This is a genomic window from Antrihabitans stalactiti (assembly GCF_012932915.1).
In the GTDB taxonomy this organism is placed as follows: domain Bacteria; phylum Actinomycetota; class Actinomycetes; order Mycobacteriales; family Mycobacteriaceae; genus Antrihabitans; species Antrihabitans stalactiti.
Window position 1 is genome coordinate 172578 of record NZ_VCQU01000005.1, and the last position, 19582, is coordinate 192159.

Annotated in this window: 2 protein-coding genes; both read left to right on the plus strand. The window is 64.5% G+C overall.

Annotation, left to right across the window (positions count from 1 at the left end):
* Nucleotides 1–37: 37 nt before the first annotated feature.
* Nucleotides 38–18688, plus strand: a complete 18651-nt coding sequence (locus FGL95_RS15970) for a non-ribosomal peptide synthase/polyketide synthase (protein WP_169588536.1) — start codon at nt 38–40, stop codon at nt 18686–18688.
* Complete coding sequence (locus FGL95_RS15975; RefSeq protein WP_169588538.1) at nt 18678–19580, plus strand: glycosyltransferase family 2 protein; 903 nt, start codon at nt 18678–18680, stop codon at nt 19578–19580. The genes FGL95_RS15970 and FGL95_RS15975 overlap by 11 nt, the downstream gene beginning before the upstream one ends.
* The last annotated feature ends 2 nt before the right edge of the window (nt 19581–19582 follow it).

A 19582-nucleotide genomic window follows, 5' to 3' on the forward strand; every position in this document is an offset into this window, starting at 1 on the left:
CCCGATTTGTCCTAGTGCCGAGCGTAAAGGGAGGAAAGTGGGATCGGAGTCCGATGCCGCGAGCGTCGTACAGCCCGAATCTGACTCCCGTATCGATTCCGCCACAGGCGCATTCCCTCTTTCAGCCGCGCAACGAGGCATCTGGTTTGCACAGCACCTCGATGACCGCATTCCCATCAGCATTGCGCAGTTTGTTGATATCGAAGGCGATCTCGACGTTGAGTTGCTGGCACGTGAGGGTGCCGCCGCCGCGCGCGAACTGGGTACCGGAATGTTGCGGATCATCGAGATCGAGGCCGAACCATTCCAGCTGGCGGACGACACGCTGAACGACCAGATGACTCATCTCGATTTCAGATCGGAGGCTGATCCCGAGTCCGCCGCCATGGAATGGATGCGGCGCGAATACAGCAACCCGGTCGACATCCTGAACGATCGGCTCATCGAATCGGTGACCTTGCGGATCGCCGACGACCGCTACTTCTGGTACGTCCGCATGCACCACATCGGCGCTGACGGGTTCGGCGCTATGACGTCGATGACGCGCGTGACGGAGCGGTACAACGCCGCGTTGGCTGGTGAGGAGCCCACACCGATCAACGTGAACGCCCTGCGCGAGATTGCCGAGGACGACGCGAAGTATCGGACGTCGCGCCGGTTCGAAAAGGACCGTACGTACTGGGCCGAGCGCACGCGAGCACTCCCGGACCCGATCAGCCTCGCGCATCGCAGTGCTCCCGTCGGGCTGCCGTCTCGCATCGTGAGCGCGCCGTTGCCTGCCTCGACCACGGCTGCGGTGCAGCGGATGATCGACCGCCACCAGGGACAATCGTTCGCAGTCGTCGCCGTCGCCGCGGTCGCCGCCTTCTTGGCGAGGGTCACGGGTCAACCGGACGTCGTGCTGAGCTTGCCGGTGTCGGCCCGCACCACAGCCAAGCTGCGACGATCGGGTGGCATGGTCAGCAACGCTGTTCCGATCCGCCTGCCGGTCACCGACACCACGACACCCGACGGCATGCTCGACCAGGTCCGACTCGAGCTGACCGGCGCATTGCGACACCAGCGGTATCGGCTGGAAGACATCAAGCGGGACGCGGGCATCAGCGGTGGACGCGGCTTCCTCGGCCCGTCGATCAACATCATGATGTTCCTCGACGAGATCAGGCTCGGACCGCACGTAGCGCGCCTGAATGTGTTGACAACCGGTCCGGTCGAGGACTTGTCGATCAACATCTATCCTGGGGTCGCGGGCAGCCAACCGCACGTCGACTTCGAGGCGAACCCCAATCTGTACTCGGAGGAGGATCTACGTGCGCACCACGCGCGCTTCCTCGAGTTCCTGCCGGCGTTCGCGTCCGCGCCCGGCGATTCGCACGTCGCCGATGTGGACGTGTTGCACGCCGACGAACGCGCCGAACTCGTGCCGTTCCGCGGCGACCCGGCCGAGAATCAGCAGCTGTTGCCGGACCTGCTCGAAGTAGGTTTCGACACGAACCCGGACGGTCCGGCGATCTGGTCGTCCGGTGCCACCGTGAGCTACCGGGAACTCCACACACGCTCGAATCAATTGGCGCGGTTGCTGATCGAGTCCGGTGCACGTCCTGAATCATTCGTCGCGCTGTGCCTGCCGCGGTCGGCGGAGGCGTTGTTCGCGATGTGGGCAGTGGCGAAATCGGGTGCGGCATTCGTGCCGATCGATCCGACGATGCCGACCGAGCGGGTTGCGCACATGCTCGCCGATTCCGGTGCAGCGGTGGGTATTACGACATCGGAAGCGCGAGACGGGCTGCCGGACGGTGTGCATTGGCTCGTCGTCGACGACACGTTGTGGCGCCGCTGTGACGAGCATTCTGCCGCGGCAGTTCTCGATGCCGATCGGGCCGGGTCGGCCTCGGTCGACAACGCCGCCTACATGATCTACACCTCGGGCTCGACTGGAAAGCCCAAGGGTGTCGTCGTCACTCACGCGGCATTGGCGAACTTTCGCGCGAGCGCCCGTTCGGAGCTCGGCGTGCGGAAAGACTCTCGCGTCCTTCGGTTTTCGTCGGCGAGCTTCGATGCTTCCGTCTTCGAGATGATCAGCGCATTCAGTGCAGGCGCGGCGATGGTAGTGGCGCCGCCGGATGTCTACGGTGGCAGCGATCTGGTCGATCTGCTCCGTGAGCAGGGCGTCACCCACATCATTTCCGCGCCTACGTTGATGAACACGGTCGACCCACGCGGGCTCACCGATCTGGAAGCGGTGCTGGTCGGCGGTGACGTCTGCACACCGGATCTGGTCGAACGCTTCGGTGCGGCATGCCGATTCACCAACAGTTACGGTCCGACGGAGACCACGATCGTCATCACGACGAGTCGGCCGTTGGCGCCGGGGTCGGCGGTGACGATCGGTCGACCGCTTCAGGGTGCGAGCGCTGTAGTGCTCGACAAACGGCTGCGCCCAGTGCCCGTCGGCGTCGTCGGCGAGCTGTACCTCGCAGGTCCGGGGTTGGCGCGCGGCTACCACAATCGTGCATCCGTATCGGCAGATCGGTTCGTAGCCAACCCCTTCGGGGCGCCTGGCGAGCGGATGTACCGCAGTGGTGACGATGTTCGATGGACCGCCGACCATGAGCTCGAGTTCATCGGTCGCTCCGACTTCCAGGTCAAGATTCGTGGCTTCCGCGTCGAACTCGCGGAGATCGACGCCGCCTTGCATTCCCAGCCTGGTGTGGATTTCGCTGTGACCGTTGCGCACACGATGCCGAACGGTAACGTCGTTCTGGCGTCGTACGTGCGCATGGCCGGCGATGCCGAATTCGATCACCGGTCCCTGACTTCGGGAGTCGCCGACCTGCTCCCGTCCTACATGGTGCCGTCGTCGGTGATGGTGTTGGAGCACATTCCGCTCACGCCCTCGGGCAAGCTCGACCTTCGGGCGTTGCCCGAGCCCCAGCTCGGTGGCGAGGGCCCGGAATTCCGTTCTCCTGAAACGGAAGCCGAATCTGTCATTGCGGGCATTGTGGCGGCAGTGCTCGGAGTGCCCCGCGTGAGTGTCGACGATTCACTGTTCACGCTCGGTGTCGACAGCATCGTCGCGATGCAGATCGTCGCCCGCGCCAAAGCTGCGGGAATCGGTTTCACTGCGCGGGAGATGTTCGAGTACAAGACGATCAGCGAGATCGCGAGAATCTCACGCCAACTCGCCGATGAGACGCCGACGACCATCGATGAGCTGGCGGGCGGCGGAATCGGCCGAATCCCGCTGTCGCCCATCGTCCATGCGATGCTCGATCGCGGCAGGTTCGCCAACTTCTCGCAGGCCGTGTTGCTCGCCCCACCACCGGGCATCGACGCAAGCGCTCTCGAAGATGTGGTCGCCGCCGTCCGCGCACGCCACGATATTTTGCGGTCCCGCTTCTTCCAGGATGGCGACGGCAACTGGATATTCGAAACGAGCGACCAAGCGCACGACTCGGCGCCGGTCTCGCACGTGGTCACTACCGCCAAGCCGGGGAGCCGAAAGTTCGCGGAGTTCGCACAGGCTCAAAGCGCTTTGGCGGCAAAACGATTGGATCCCGAACACGGGTCGATGCTGCAAGTCGTGTGGATCGAACACGAAGGCGGCGACGGCGCGCGACTGTTGTTGGTCGCCCACCACTTGGTGATCGACGGCGTTTCCTGGCGGATCCTGCTGCCGGACTTGGCAATCGCATGGACCTTGCTGGCACTGAACGAGCCAGTCGCGCTTCCCGCGGTCGGGACGTCGTTCCGGCGTTGGGCTCACGGTCTGCACGAATCGGCTGCTGCCGGAGCGCACTCAGACGAATTGCCGTTCTGGGAAGGTGTTCTGGCAGGGCCGGATCCGCTGCTCGGACGGCGCCCGATCGACCCTGCTGTCGATGTCGGCGCGACCAGCGAGCTGATCCATGTCGAGCTCGGCGCGGCCGATACCTCGGCGGTACTGAACCGTCTTCCCGACGCGTTCGGTTGCGGCGTCCAGGACGGGCTGATCGCGGCTCTTGCCATGGCGCTCGCGCATTGGCGCCACGAGAAGGGCATCGCCGAGCGCTCGACTTTGCTCACCCTGGAAGGTCATGGGCGCGAGGACGATGCGGTGGCGGGGGCAGATCTCGCGCGCACGGTCGGCTGGTTCACCAGCGCGTACCCGGTGCGATTGACGATCCCCGACGCCGATCTCGGTGGTGCGTTCGGCGGTGGCCGCTCGGCCGGTCTCATCGTGAAAGCGATCAAGGAGCAACTTCGCGCTGTTCCAGGCAGCGGTGTCGGATTCGGGGTGCTCCGGTACCTGGATCCGGATGCGCGTGCGACGCTGCAGCAGTACGCCGCGCCGCAGGTGAGCTTCAACTATCTAGGTCGGGCAGAGTCGGGTGCGGGCGTCGGCTGGTCGCCGGATGTTCGCGTTGGTGATCTCAACACCGCCAGCGGCTCGGACATGGTTGTGGCAGCGACCATCGACGTCAACGCGATCGTCGTCGATCGCGAGGACGGTCCACGACTGACCGCGACATTCGCCTACCCGGCCGGTGTGCTCGGCGACGCGGAAATGAACGAGTTCGCGGACCTGTGGCGTCGCGCCCTGCAAGGTTTGGCTCGGCATGTGATGCTGCCCGGGTCCGGGGGCCTGACTCCGTCGGACGTGCCGTTGGTAGCTGTGACGCAGGACGAAATCGATGTGTGGGAGCGGCGTTATCCGACCTTGCGCGACGTCTGGTCGCTGTCGCCGCTGCAATCCGGTCTGCTCTTCCACGCAAGGTTGGCTGCGGAGTCGGTCGATGTGTACACCGCGCAACTGAGACTGGACCTCGCCGGCTCGGTCGACGCGGCCAGGCTGCGTCGCGCCGCGCGCGACCTGTTCGCCGCGCACGCCAACTTGCGTACTGCATTCGTATACGACGACAAAGGAATTCCTGCGCAGCTGGTGCTCGACTCGGTAGACGTCGGGTGGCGCGAAGAGGACCTCCGCGAGCTGCCCAGTGCCGCCAGGGAATCGCGCGTACGAGAGATTCTCGAGGCCGACCGCGTCGAGCGGTTCGATCTCGGGAAGCCCGCCCTGTTCCGAATGCTGTTGCTACACATTGGTGTAGACGAGTACGTCTTGGCGCTGACGAATCACCACATCATCCTCGACGGCTGGTCGATGCCGCTGCTCGTGCGCGAGTTGCTGACCCGCTATGCGGTGGGGAACGCGACGATGCCGCACCGCGAAACGCGACGGTACAAGGACTACCTTCGTTGGCTACAGGAGCGTGGCACCGCGTCGGAAGCAGTGTGGGAGGAAGTGCTGCAGGGACTTTCGGAGCCGACCTTGCTGGCGCCGGCACAAGCCTCGACGGGTGGCGTCGGTCTGCCCGACGAGATCGACGTCGAACTCGGCGACGAGCTGATCGAACAGTTGGCCGCGCTGGTGCAGCGAACCGGCATCACGCTGAACACGGTTGTTCAATCCGGTTGGGCTGTACTGCTTTCTCGCCTGCTTGCGCGTGACGACATCGTGTTCGGCAGCACCGTCTCCGGGCGGCCGGCCGAACTGTCCGGTGTCGAGGACACGCTCGGCTTGTTCATCAACACCATCCCCGTTCGGATCCGCGTCGATGAGAGTGAGGCCATCGCCGACCTCCTGGCGCGGGTGCAGGCAGAGCAGGCCGACCTTCTCGACCACCATCAAGTCGGTCTGTCGAATATTCAGGCCCGTGCAGGAATTGGTGCGCTGTTCGACACGCTGACGGTCTTCGAGTCGTACCCCGTCGACGCCGCCGGGTTCGACCAGCACACCGACATCGGCGGGATGCGGGTGCAATCGATCGATGCGTTCGATGCGACGCATTACCCGGTGACCTTGATGTCGGTCCTGAATCCGAAGTTGCGCATTGTTCTTCGCTACCAACCGGGTTCGTTCGAACGTGGCGCGATCACCGCGGTCGCAGAGCGATTGACCCGCGCGTTGACCCACATTGCCATCGCTTCGAACAGGCCCGTGCGGACGATCGACGTCCTGTCGAGCGCTGAACGCGAAGCTGTGTTGTTCGCCGCCAACGCGACAACGCGTGCGGTGCCGAACATGACCCTCGTCGACCTGTTCGACGAACAGGTCGCCCGGACGCCCGGCGCTCCTGCCGTAGAGTTCGACGGAACAGCGTTGTCCTACGAGGACTTCGACGAGCGAGCGAATCGTCTGGCGCGCTTCCTCATTGCCATCGGAATCGGCCCGGAGTCGCGCGTAGGCATTGCGATTCCGCGGTCGCTCGAGATGCTCGTCGGCATCTACGCAATCGTGAAGGCTGGCGCGGCATACGTTCCTATCGACGATGGGTTGCCTGCCGAACGGATCGCGCACATTGTCGACCTTGCTGCGCCGACGGCAATACTGGCAGTCCACGCGACCGACCTGGCGTTCCCCGCTGGTCCGACGATCGTCGAGATCGACCAGGTCGACCTCGGTTCGTACCCGTCGATGCCGATCCGGCCCGACGAACGCCGCACGCAACTGGATTCGCGCCATCCCGCGTATGTGATCTTCACGTCGGGCTCGACCGGTCGGCCCAAGGGCGTTTCGGTCTCGCATGCTGCGATCGTCAACCAGCTGCTATGGCGACAGAATGAGCACCGACTCGACAGCACGGACGTCGTCCTCCAGAAGACGCCGATCTCGTTCGACGTCTCGGTGTGGGAACTGTTCTGGCCCTTGCAAGCGGGCGCCACACTGGTGATCGCTGCACCCGACGGTCATCGCGATCCTGCGTATCTGGAAGCGGTTGTCCGCGAGCGGGTAGTGACAACGATCCACTTCGTTCCGTCGATGCTGACCGAGTTCTTGCGCAGCGTCGACCTCGTAGGCTGCCCGTCCTTGCGCCGAATCATCACCAGCGGTGAGTCGTTGCCGCTGTCGACCGTCGCCGAGGTACACAAGGCTGGAAACGTCGAGCTGCACAACCTGTACGGTCCGACCGAAGCTGCCATCGACGTCACCCACCACGTCACGAATCCGACCGACAGCGTCGTACCTATCGGCGTGCCGGTGTGGAACACCCAGGCCTTTGTCCTGGACCGGCATTTGCGGCCCATGCCGGTCGGTGCGCGAGGCGAGTTGTACCTTGCCGGTGCGCAACTCGCGCGCGGATACATCGCCAGTCCCGGACTTACCGCAGGTTCGTTCGTGGCGAACCCGTTCGGACCGCCTGGGGCGCGCATGTACCGGACCGGAGACGTCGTTTTGTGGCGGCAAGACGCGCTCGAGTACGTCGGTCGCTCCGACTTCCAGGTGAAGCTGCGTGGGCAGCGGATCGAATTGGCGGAGATCGAAACGGCGATCCTGGCGCACGTCGATGTCGCACAATGCGCGGTCGTCGTACGCAACGACGGGACGACGGGTGATTACATCGCTGCCTACGTTGTGCCCCAACTCGACTCGCGACCGGACGAGCAGGCGCTTCTCGCGTCGGTGTCGTCTGTGCTGCCGCGCTATATGGTTCCGTCGACGGTCATGACGCTGGACGCGCTGCCCTTGACCAGGAGCGGAAAGCTCGATCGTCGAGCGCTGCCGGTCCCCGAATTCGCCGGCTCGGCCGCCTATGCCGCGCCCGAAACGTCCACCGAACGTGCGATCGCCGCGATGTACGCCGAAGTACTCGGTATCGAGGCACGTCGCGTCGGGACAGCGGATACGTTGTTCGACCTGGGCGGAAACTCTTTGACAGCAATGCGTTTGGTGGCGCTGGTCAATGCCGAACTGGGTAGCCAGATCGGCGTTCGGGAACTGTTCGCATTCCCGACCGTTGCGGCGTTGGCGACCGTGGTCGACGAGGCGCGGACGGGCGGGCCCGTGGCACACGCGCTCGGAAGCATTGCGCGGCCTGAGCGAATCCCGTTGTCGCCCGCGCAGTCCCGCATGTGGTTCATCAACCGATTCGATCCGGCATCGGGCGCGTACAACGTCGCTGCCAGCATCGTGCTGAACGGCCGACTGGACATCGACCTGTTGCGCTCGGCCATCGCAGACGTCATCACGCGGCACGAAGCCTTACGGACCGTCTATCCGGATTCCTCGGACGGGCCGTTCCAGCGGATCCTCTCTCCTGCGGAGACGCTCGATGCCCTTGCACTCGAAGCATTTTCGGCACCGCCGTCGCTGTCGGGCGCGGACCTAGAGCCGGCGGTCAAGGCGGCAGCGAAAGTCGGATTCGATGTGACCGCTGCGCTGCCGATCAAAGTCACGCTCCTCAGGTCGACCCCGACCAGGCACTTCCTGGTCGTCGCTGTACATCACATCAGCATCGACGGCTGGTCGTTGCGAACCCTGGCGATGGATCTCGTGCACTCGTATTCGGCGCGATCCGCGGGTGAAAGTCCTTCGTGGAAGCCGCTTCCTGTGCAGTACGCGGATTACGCGTTGTGGAAGTTGGCAACACTCGGGTCCGAGGACACGCCGGAATCGCTTGCTGCGCAGCAGTTGAGTTACTGGTCCGCCGAGTTGGTCGGCATTCCGGAGGTCCTCGAGCTTCCTGCGGATCGGCGGCGACCACCCACGCCGACCTATCGCGGCGCGACGGTCTCGGTTTCCATCGACCCTCAAACTCACGCCGCGGCGGTCACGCTAGCGAGGTCGGCGGCGGCGACGCCGTTCATGTTGCTGCACACTGCCTTTGCGCTCTTGCTCGCGAGATTGAGCGGCAGCAGCGACATCGTGATCGGGACTCCCGTTGCGGGTCGCGGAGAGCACCGCCTCGACGAGGTGGTCGGCATGTTCGTCAACACCTTGGTCCTGCGGACCGGCATCGACGCAGCGATGTCGTTCCGCGACACTCTGGACCGGGTGCGAAGCACGGACCTGTCGGCCTACGCGCAGGCAGACTTGCCGTTCGAGCGGTTGGTCGAAGCCATCGCGCCGGCGAGGTCGACTGCGCACCACCCGGTTTTCCAGGTTGTTCTGGCGCTCGACAACGTCGGCGTTCACGAGATCGAATTGCCAGGTCTGAACGTCGCGATGGAACCGGTCGACTCGGACATCGCGAAGTTCGACCTCCAACTTGTGATCGCGGAAGAGTACGACGAGCGCGGCCGTCCCGTCGGCGCGACGGCGGACTTCACGTATGCGTGCGACCTGTTCGATCGCGACACGGTCGCGGGCTTCGCTGACCGTTTCGTGCGGATTCTGCGTGCAGGCATTGCGGAGCCCGATCGCGCGGTCGGCGATATCGACGTGCTGGCTGCGGGGGAGCGGCGACACTTGTTGCGGTCGGGCGATGCGATCGGCGTCGCGCCGATGTTGCTAGCCGACGTGTTTGCGAGGGCCGCAGTCGATCCCGACCGGACCGCCATCGAGGTCGACGGCGGCACCATCTCTTACGGCGAACTCGACGAGCGGTCGAATCAGCTAGCGCGACTGCTCATCGCTCGTGGTGTCGGCCCCGAGTCGTTCGTTGCATTGCTGCTGCCGAGGTCGCCCGAATGGGTCTGCGGCGTATGGGCCGTCGCGAAGACCGGCGCCGCGTTCGTCCCGGTCGACCCGGTGTTTCCTCCCGACCGAATCTCGTTCATGCTGAGCGATTCCGGCGCGACCTGCGGCATCGCATTCGCAAAAGACTGTGGCGCGCTTCCGGACACGATCTCATGGCTGCTGCTCGACGACGACGATGTGCGGGACGACGTCGAGTGCGCCAGCGCAGCCGCGATCACCCACGCGGATCGCACAGGTCGATTGCTCCTCGCGCATCCGGCGTACATGATCTACACCTCCGGCTCGACCGGCACGCCGAAGGGCGTCGTCGTCAGTCATGCCGGACTTGCTGCGTTTGTCGCCGAGCAGTTGCAGACCTACGGCACCGCGCCAGATTCTCGGACACTACATTTCGCGTCACCGAGTTTCGACGCCTCGATACTCGAGTTGCTGCTGGCCTTCGGGGCGGGCGCAACGATGGTCTTGGTGGCGCCCCGCGTCCGTGGCGGGCAGGAGTTGGTCGAGGCGCTGGACGTTGGCCGCGTGACGCATGCCTTCGTCACGCCCGGCGTGCTCGCGACGATGGATCCGCTCGGCCTGACCGACTTGCGTGTCGTCATCGTCGGTGGCGAGGCATGCGAAGTGTCACTCGTTCGTCGATGGGCGCCGGGGCGTCGAATGTTCAATGCCTACGGTCCTACCGAGTCGACGATCATGGCGACCCAGGCCGGGCCGATGAGCGCGGGCGAATCGGTGGTGATCGGCACTCCGATCACCGGAACGTCTGCGGTCGTGCTCGATTCGCGGCTACATCCGGTGCCAGTCGGCGTCGCAGGCGAGCTGTACGTCTTCGGCGCAGGGCTGGCCCGGGCGTACCACCGGCGGAGTGCGCTCACCGCCGCGGCGTTCGTATCGAACCCGTACGGCCCGGCAGGTGCACGGATGTATCGCACCGGCGACTTGGTCCGCTGGTCCAGCGCGGGTGCCCTGGAATACCTGGGCCGCACCGACTTCCAGGTGAAGGTCCGCGGCCATCGCATCGAACTCGGCGAAATCGACGCTGCGTTGGCGTCGCACGACAGTGTCGAAATGGCGATCACCGTCGGTCACAAGTCGCCAGGTCGCGGCAACACAGTCGTGTCGTATGTGCTCGGCGTTGTCGGTGAGCGTCCCGACCCGCAGATTCTCATCAAGCATCTTCGGGTGCTGTTGCCGCAGTACATGATTCCCGGCGCCATCACAGTTCTCGATTCGGTGCCGTTGACGGCGGCGGGCAAGGTCGACACTGCCGCACTGCCCGATCCGGTTTTCGCATCTCGCGAATTCGTTGCGCCACGGACGCGCAGCGAAACGCTGGTCGCAGAAACGTTCGCTGCCGTACTCGATATCCGCCGCATCGGTGCCGAGGACGATTTCTTCGAACTCGGTGGCGATTCGTTGAGCGCGACCCGCGTAGTGGCAAGGCTCAACACGGCCTGGGGTGCAAGCTTGCGGGTTGCCGAGATGTTCGACGCGACAACCGTATCGGCGATCGCATTGCTTCTCGATTCCAGACCTCGCACAACGAAGCAAGTGGCGCTTACGGCACCGCAGCGCCCCGCGCGAATCCCGCTCTCGCCTGCACAGGAACGATTGTGGTTCCTCAACCAGTTCGACGTCGGCTCGCCGGTCTACAACATCCCGTTCATGGTGCGATTCGACGGTTCCCTCGATACCGTGGCGTTGCAATGTGCGGTCAACGACGTGGTCGAGCGGCACGAGTCGTTGCGGACGGTGTTCCCCGGCGATTCGGACGGCGCCTATCAGCTGATCCTTGCCTCGGCCGAGTTGGACCTCACGCCTGAGCCGGTCGACGAAGACGCGGTGCTCGAGGCAGCACATCGGGTGCTTCTCGACGGTTTCGACGTCACGACGTCGATTCCGCTGCGCGGCAAGCTGTTCGACGTCGGTGATGACCGGCACGTACTCGTCCTTGTGGTTCATCACATCATCGCCGACGGCGCGTCGACGATTCCACTCGCGCGCGATATCGCACTCGCCTACACCGCGCGCGCCGCGGGAGCCGCGCCCGCATTCGACCCGCTGAGCGTGCAGTACGCCGACTACGCGTTGTGGCAGCGCGAGTTGCTCGGCACGCTGGATGAGCCGACTTCGACAGCAGCGCAACAGCTGTCCTACTGGACCGCCACGCTCGCCGACCTGCCCGCTGTATTGGAGTTGCCGACCGACAGGCGGCGCCCGGCCACTGCCAGCTACCGCGGTCGTCGAACCGAGTTCACGATTTCGCGCGACCTGACTGCCGGAATCGGCACACTGGCAAGGCAGTTCGGTGCGACGACGTTCATGGTGTTGCACAGTGCCCTGGCCGTTTTGCTGTCGCGGCTGGCAGCAACGCCCGACGTGACGGTCGGCACGCCGATCGCCGGTCGCGGTGAACGTGAACTCGACGATCTGATCGGGATGTTCGTCAATACCTTGGTGCTGCGGACCGAGGTGGCACCGGATCTCTCGTTCGCTGACTTCCTCGGGCGTGTTCGCGCCGTCGATCTCGCTGCCTTCGCCAACGCCGACGTGCCGTTCGAACGTGTTGTGGAAGCGGTGAATCCACCTCGATCCCAGGCGTACTCACCATTGTTCCAAGTCGCATTGTCGTGGCAGAACCTCGGCGACGCTGCGGTCGAGTTACCTGGATTGACAATTGCGTTGGTAGATCCTGGCGTCGTCGCCGCGAAGTTCGATGTGGAACTCACGCTGCGTGAAGCCGGCGACGGCATAGCCGCACAACTGACCTACGCCACCGACCTGTTCGACGACACCACAGCACAGTTGTTCTCGCGCAGACTGCTTCGCGTGCTGGATGCCGTGATCGCCGACCCGTCCGCGCTCATCGGCGAGGTCGACATCCTCGATGCCGACGAGCGAGACGTCGTAATGGCACCGCCGGCACTTGCGCCGGCAACCCGGACTCTGCAGCAAATTCTCGCAACGGGTGCAGCTCTCGATCCTGCCCGCGTTGCGGTCCGGGCAGCCGGAACCGAGTTGACGTACGAGGACCTCACAGCTCGCGCTGACGGGCTCGCACGCCGACTGGCAGACCACGGTGTCGGTCCGGAAGCATTCGTCGCGGTGGCATTTCCACGCTCGATCGAATCCATCGTCGCGATGTGGGCGGTCGCACGCAGCGGTGCCGCGTTCGTGCCAGTCGACCCGGCTCATCCTGTGGAGCGCGTCGCACACATCCTGACCGATTCGGGTGCGGTCCTAGGCTTGACCGTCGCCGAGCATCGGGAAGGCCTGCCCGAGACGGTCACGTGGCTGTTGGTCGATGACGAGGAAACTACCTCCAGCGGAACAGATTTTCCGGTCGTGCACCCGACATCGGCTGCGTACATGATCTACACATCGGGTTCGACGGGGACGCCGAAGGGCGTGGTCGTGACACACGAAGGGCTTGCCTCCTTCTGCGCAGACGTCCGCACCGAGCTTACGATCGACAAGCATTCGCGAATGCTGCGGTTCTCGTCGCCGATCTTCGACGCATCGCTCTTCGAAATGATCGCCGGCTTCAGCGCAGGCGCCACGCTTGTGGTCGCGCCAACCTGGGTAACCGGCGGCGCCGAATTGTCGACGTTCCTGGCAGACGAACGAATCAGCCATATCATCACTGCGCCAGCAGCATTGGGCACCCTTGACCGCGTCGACCTGCCGGATCTGCGCGCAGTCGTCGTCGGTGGCGATGTGTGCGCACGGGAACTTGTCGAGCGGTTGGCGCCGTCGCGTAACTTCTTCAACAGCTACGGTCCGACCGAGACGACGATGGTCGTGACCATGACCGGTGCGCTCGATCCCGCTGATCCGATCACGATCGGGGCGCCGCTCGCGGGAACCGCGGCGCGAGTGCTCGATTCGCGGTTGAACCCCGTTCCTGTCGGCGTGGTCGGCGAACTGTACCTATCCGGGCCCGGCCTGGCTCGCGGATACCACGAGCGCCCCGCGTTGACAGCGTCGCGGTTTCTCGCCGATCCGTACGGACCTGAAGGTGGCCGCATGTATCGGACTGGTGACTTGGTGCGCTGGGTCGATGGCGACTCACTCGCTCTCGACTTTGTCGGTCGGGTAGATGCGCAGATCCAATTGCGCGGTCTGCGAATCGAGTTGGGCGAAGTCGAGCTTGCGCTGGCCGCATGTGCTGGAGTGATGCAGGCTGTCGCCGCACTGCATACCGATGCACACACCGGCGATCAGCTCGTGGCGTATGTCGTGCCGGAACCCGGATTCGCGTTGTCGCAGCACGAGTTGAAAGACACACTGGCGCAGACCTTGCCCGCGTACATGGTTCCGTCACTCCTGATCGTTCTCGATTCGCTGCCCGTGACTGCAGTCGGGAAGCTGGACCGAAAAGCGCTGCCGGTGCCGGAGTTTGCGTCGGGACGCGCGTACCGGGCACCGTCGAGTCCGGACGAGGAGGCGGTCGCCCAAGCGTTCGCCGAACTGCTCGGAGTCGATCGGATATCCGTCGACGACAGCTTCTTCGAACTCGGCGGCAACTCGTTGCTGGCGACCCGGCTGGTGGCACGGGTGAACGCCACACTCGGGTCTGGGTTGGGTGTTCGCGACATCTTCGAGCACCCCACGCCCGCCAAGCTTGCCCGCTGCGCGGACGCGGTCCGGGGCTCCCGCGGGCCGGCGTTGGTCGCAATGCCACGGCCTGAGCGCGTCCCGCTTTCACCTGCGCAGCAACGAATGTGGTTCTTGAACCGGTTCGATCCGAGTTCGAGCGCCGACAACATCCCGGCGGCGTTGCGTCTCACCGGTGTCCTCGATCTGCCTGCGTTGCGCGCGGCGCTGACCGACGTATTCGAGCGCCACGAGACGTTGCGCACCGTGTATCCAGACTCCGAACGCGGTCCGTACCAGGCGATCGAACCGACTGTTCGGCCGATGGCTCTGGACCCGATTGCAGTGGCAGGCAACGCTATCGAAGAGCGGCTCTTCGACATCGCCACCACGACCTTCGACGTGACGACGGAAGTGCCCCTGCGTGCGCGCCTGCTGCGGGTCGGCGACGATGAGCACATCCTCATGTTGGTTGCACACCACATCTGCGCGGACGGCTATTCGATCGGCCCGATGGCGCGGGATCTGATGGTCGCGTATTCGGCTCGCGTGCATGGACTTTCCCCGTCGTGGTCGCCGCTCGCGGTCCAGTATGCGGACTACGCGCTCTGGCAGCGCGCCGCGCTCGGCTCCGAAGACGATGCGAATTCCGTGTTGGCGGCACAGCTTGCGTACTGGAAGGCCGCGCTGGAGGATCTCCCCGAACAACTGGATTTGCCCGCCGACCGACCGCGACCGAGGATGCAGTCCTACGCGGGTCACACCTTCGCGTTCGAGATCGACAACGAGTTGGTCAGCGGGCTGCGTTCCGTCGCGGCGCGTCATGACGTCACTCTCTTCATGGTCATGCATGCCGCGTTCGCGGTGTTGCTCGCGAGGTTGAGCAACACGACCGACATCGCGATCGGTGCCCCGATCGCAGGCCGTGGCGAAGAGGCGCTCGACGACCTCGTCGGCATGTTCGTCAACACCCTAGTTCTGCGCACGGACGTGGCAGCCGAGGAGACGTTCGAGGAATTCCTGGCAGACGTGCGAGCCGTTGACCTCGGGGCGTTCTCGCACGCGGACGTGCCGTTCGAGCGGCTGGTCGAGGCTCTTGCTCCGACGCGCTCGACCGCGCGGCACCCGCTGTTCCAAGTCGCCATGTCGTTCCACAACTTGCCCGCGATCGAGTTTGCGTTGCCAGACCTCGAGATCGCCGCTGTGGATGCAGGATTCGAACCTGCGAAATTCGATCTGCACCTGACGATTGTCGAGCGGTCGACCGACAGCAATGCCACACTGGGCGCCACCTTCACCTACGCGACGGACCTGTTCGACCTCAGTACCGTCGCGCGGTTCGCCGAGCTGTTCGTCCGGGTGCTGCACACGATCGCATGCGATCCGTCGGCGATCGTCGGTAACATCGATCTGCTTGCCCCGCACGAACGTAGCGAGCTGCTCACGACGTGGAACCGAACCGCGCATGAGGTAGTAGGCGCCACCCTTCCCGATCTGTTTGCGGCGCAAGTGAAAGCAACGCCGCGTGCAGTTGCACTTGTCGCCGACGGCGAGGACCTCACCTACTGGGATCTCGATGCGCGCGTGAACAGCTGGGCGCGAGAGCTGATCGCCAGGGGAGTGGGCCCCGGAATCGTTGTCGCGCTGGCTTTGCCGCGTTCGCTCGACCTCGTCGTGGCGATGTACGCGGTGGCCAAGGCAGGCGGAATCTATGTTCCGGTCGATCCGTCGCATCCCGCGCAGCGCACCGCGTACGTTCTCTCCTCGGCGAAGCCAGCGGTAATCCTCAGTCGAACTGGCGAAGCAGTCTCTGGGGCAGATGATTTCGTCCGCATCGATATGGACGTGGTCGACGTCGCGGATCGCTCGAGCGCACCGATCTCCGACGCGGATCGACTCGCACCACTGCGTCCAACCGACCTTGCCTACGTTATCTACACGTCGGGAACCACCGGTCGGCCGAAGGGTGTTGCGGTCTCTCATGCGGCGATCGTGAACCAATTGCTTTGGAAGCAAGCGCAGTTCGCATTGACCGAGTCGGACGCCGTGCTGCTGAAAACTGCCGCGACGTTCGATCTGTCGGTGTGGGAATTCTGGTGCGCGACGACCGCCGGCGCGCAATTGGTGGTCGCCAAGCCTGGTGGCGAGCAAGATCTTCCGTACCTGGGGCAACTGATGGTCGACCATCGGATCACGACTGCGCATTTCGTGCCTTCGATGTTGACCGCGCTGCTCGCCACCGTGCCCAAGGCGCTGTCGACGCTGCGCCAGGTCGTGTGCATCGGTGAAGCGTTGCCGCCCTCGGTGGTTCAGGAGTTCCGCGCGGTCAGCGACGCGCGGCTACACAACTTGTACGGTCCGACGGAGGCCGCAGTCAGCGTGACGCACTACGAGTGCGACGGGACCGAGCAAGCGTCGGTGCCCATCGGTGTTCCCGAATGGAACACCCAGGCGTATGTGCTCGACGCCAGGCTGAACCCGGTGCCGCTCGGCGTTCGTGGCGAGCTGTATATCGCAGGTAGTCAACTGGCGCAGGGTTATTGGGGTCAGCCGGGCGAGACGGCCGCAAGCTTCGTGGCGAATCCGTTCGGTGCCGACGCGGCGCTGATGTATCGCACCGGAGACCTCGCCCGCTGGACGGCGACGACGTCGGGTGCGGTAGTGCTCGACTACGTCGGACGCGCCGACTTCCAGGTGAAGCTGCGAGGTTTTCGGATCGAGCTCGCCGAGATCGAGGCTGTCCTGCTGTCGGATCTGCAGGTATCGGAGGCGGTCGTCACCATCCGGTCCGCGCCGAGCGGGAGCGAGCACCTCGTCGCCTACGTCGTCGCACCCGAACACAGTGTGTCGTCCGAGCAGATCCTGGCCACTTGCGCCGAGCGGCTGCCGAGCTACATGGTGCCGTCGGCGGTCGTGTTCGTCGAGACGATGCCGATAAACGTGCACGGCAAGCTGGACCGAAAGTCTTTGCCAGTGCCGGAATTCCTCAGCTCCACGCGCTTCCGGGCACCTGCCCCCGGCGCGGAGGAGATCGTCGCGAGCATCGTGTCCGATCTGCTCGGCACGGCAACAGTCGGTGCCGACGACTCGTTCTTCGAACTCGGCGGCAACTCCTTGCTCGCGACACGACTCGTAGCGCGGTGCAACGATGCCTTCGACGCCGACGTCACCGTGCGCGATTTCTTTGCTACACCGACGATTGCCGCGCTTGCCGTACTCGTGACGGACCCGTCGCTCACCCGCAGCGCACGGCCGCGCCTACGACCGTTCGAACGATCGCAGCCGATTGCCTTGGCGCCCGCGCAGGAGCGGATCTGGGCAGCGAATCAAGAACGGCGCAATGGCGATTGGAACGTGCCGTTCGCGCTTCGCATCGAGGGGGCGGTCGATATCACGGTGCTGCGCGCGGCCGCGGCGGACGTCGTTGCTCGGCATGAGGCGCTGCGGACGCGTTATCCCGTGACCGTCGACGGACCTGTCCTCGAGATCGTCGCTGCGGCTGACGCTGTGCCCCACATCGACGTGGTCGACGTGGACGAAGCCTTGCTCGATGAAGCGCTTCGCACCTTCCTGTGGAGCGGCATCGACGTCACGACCGAGTTGCCCTTGCGAATAAGGCTTTTCGCGCGAGGTGCGAACGACTTCGTGCTCGCCGTGATGGTTCACCACATCGCAGCGGACGGTATGAGCATGGGGCCGTTGCTGCGGGATGTCGTCACCGCCTACTTCGCTCGCGCGACCGGTGTTGCGCCCGAATGGTCGCCACTGCCAGTGCAATACGCCGACTACGCAATGTGGAAGCACCAACTGCTCGGCACCTACTGCGACCCGGACAGCGAGGCGAGTCGTCAGCTCGCGTATTGGACACGCGCACTTGCCGATCGACCGAGCCAACCGATCTTGCCCACCGACCGTCCCCGCCCGTCACAGCGCTCGACCGCCGGTGCTGCGGTGCCGGTGCGCGTCGATCCGGCAACGCACAGTGCGCTCGTCGCACTGGCACAACGCAGTGGGGCAAGCCTGTTCATGGTGCTGCAGGCTGCATTTGCCCTGTGCGTGAGCAGGTTTGCCGATCAGTCCGATGTCACCGTAGCCACCTCGGTCGGTGGCCGTGACGAGCCGCAGCTCGACGGGCTCGTAGGCAACTTTTCCGACGATGTACTCCTGCGTGTGCGTGTCGACGAGAGTGCCACCTTCGCAACGCTTCTCGCCGCGGTGCGCGACAGCGCTCTGGCCGGCTATGCGCATCCCGACGTGTCCGCACCACGCCTCGAGGCGGCGCTCGGACTCGAGCCGTCTGGTCCGTACAACCCGTTGTTCCAGGTCACGTTGATTCTGCAGCGGCCGTCGGAGCCGATCGTTCTCGACGTCCCTGGGATGCGAATCGCTCCGTACGATTTGGCGACAACGGTGTCGAAGCACGAGTTGGAGTTCAGTCTCAACGACCACTATGACGAGACAGGCGCCCCCACCGGCATCGGTGGCGGATTGCTTTATGCGACTGCGCTGTTCGACGAATCGACAGCGCAACGAGTTGTCGACCGGTTCGGTGCGATCCTCGAGGCAATCGCCGATGAGCCGAACGCGGCGCTGATGGATATCGACGAATCGATGAGGAGCGGACATGCCAGGTGACCAGACCTTCGGCACCCCGAACGGTGTGTCGGTCGTGATCGCCGCATTCGACGCGCTTCCTGATTTGGACACGCAGCTCGACGCGCTCGCCAAACAGGACTACGCGGGCAGTTTCGAGGTCGTCGTCAGCGACAACCAGGCCTCCAGCGAGCTGCGGAAACACGTCGAGAACCATCCGCTTCGCGAACGCCTTCAGCTGCGCTGGGTCGATGCGGGCCAGGTTGCGGGAACATCGCACGCCCGCAACGTTGGCTCGCGCGCAGCCGACTTCGACTTCATTGCGTATTGCGATCAGGACGACGCGGTGCACCCCGGTTGGTTGACAGCGATGACGGACACTGCGCGTGACCACGGGTTGGTCGGCGGACTGTTGGAGCGGGACACGCTCAACGATCCAGTGATCGCCCAATGGCGAGCGCTCCCACCGGCGGACAAGCTGCCTGTGCTTGCCCATTTCCTGCCGATCACGTTCGGCGCCAACATGGGGATTTGGCGCAAGGTCTTCGACGAGATCGGTGGCTGGGACGACAACTACCCGACGGCGGCCGGAGATGTCGACATCTGCTGGCGTGGTCAGTTGGCCGGCCACAGTCTGGGGTACAACCCGAAAGCTCTTGTCGCATATCGCTATCGAACGACACGTCGCGGGATGTTCGACCAGGCGCGCGGCTACAACATCGCCGAGGCGCGCGTCGCGAAGCAGTACTCGGCGCATGGAGCCCGTGGCACGAACCCGCTGATCCTGTTCGGGTATCTGGGCTGGCTACTGTTTCGGCTTCCGGTGCTGCCCTGGAATTGGCCCGCTGGTCGGCGTGGGCAGTGGTATTGGGTCGCTGGAGCAGTCACGGGCCGCGTCGAGGGCAGTATCAAAATTCGTTGGATCTATTTGTAATT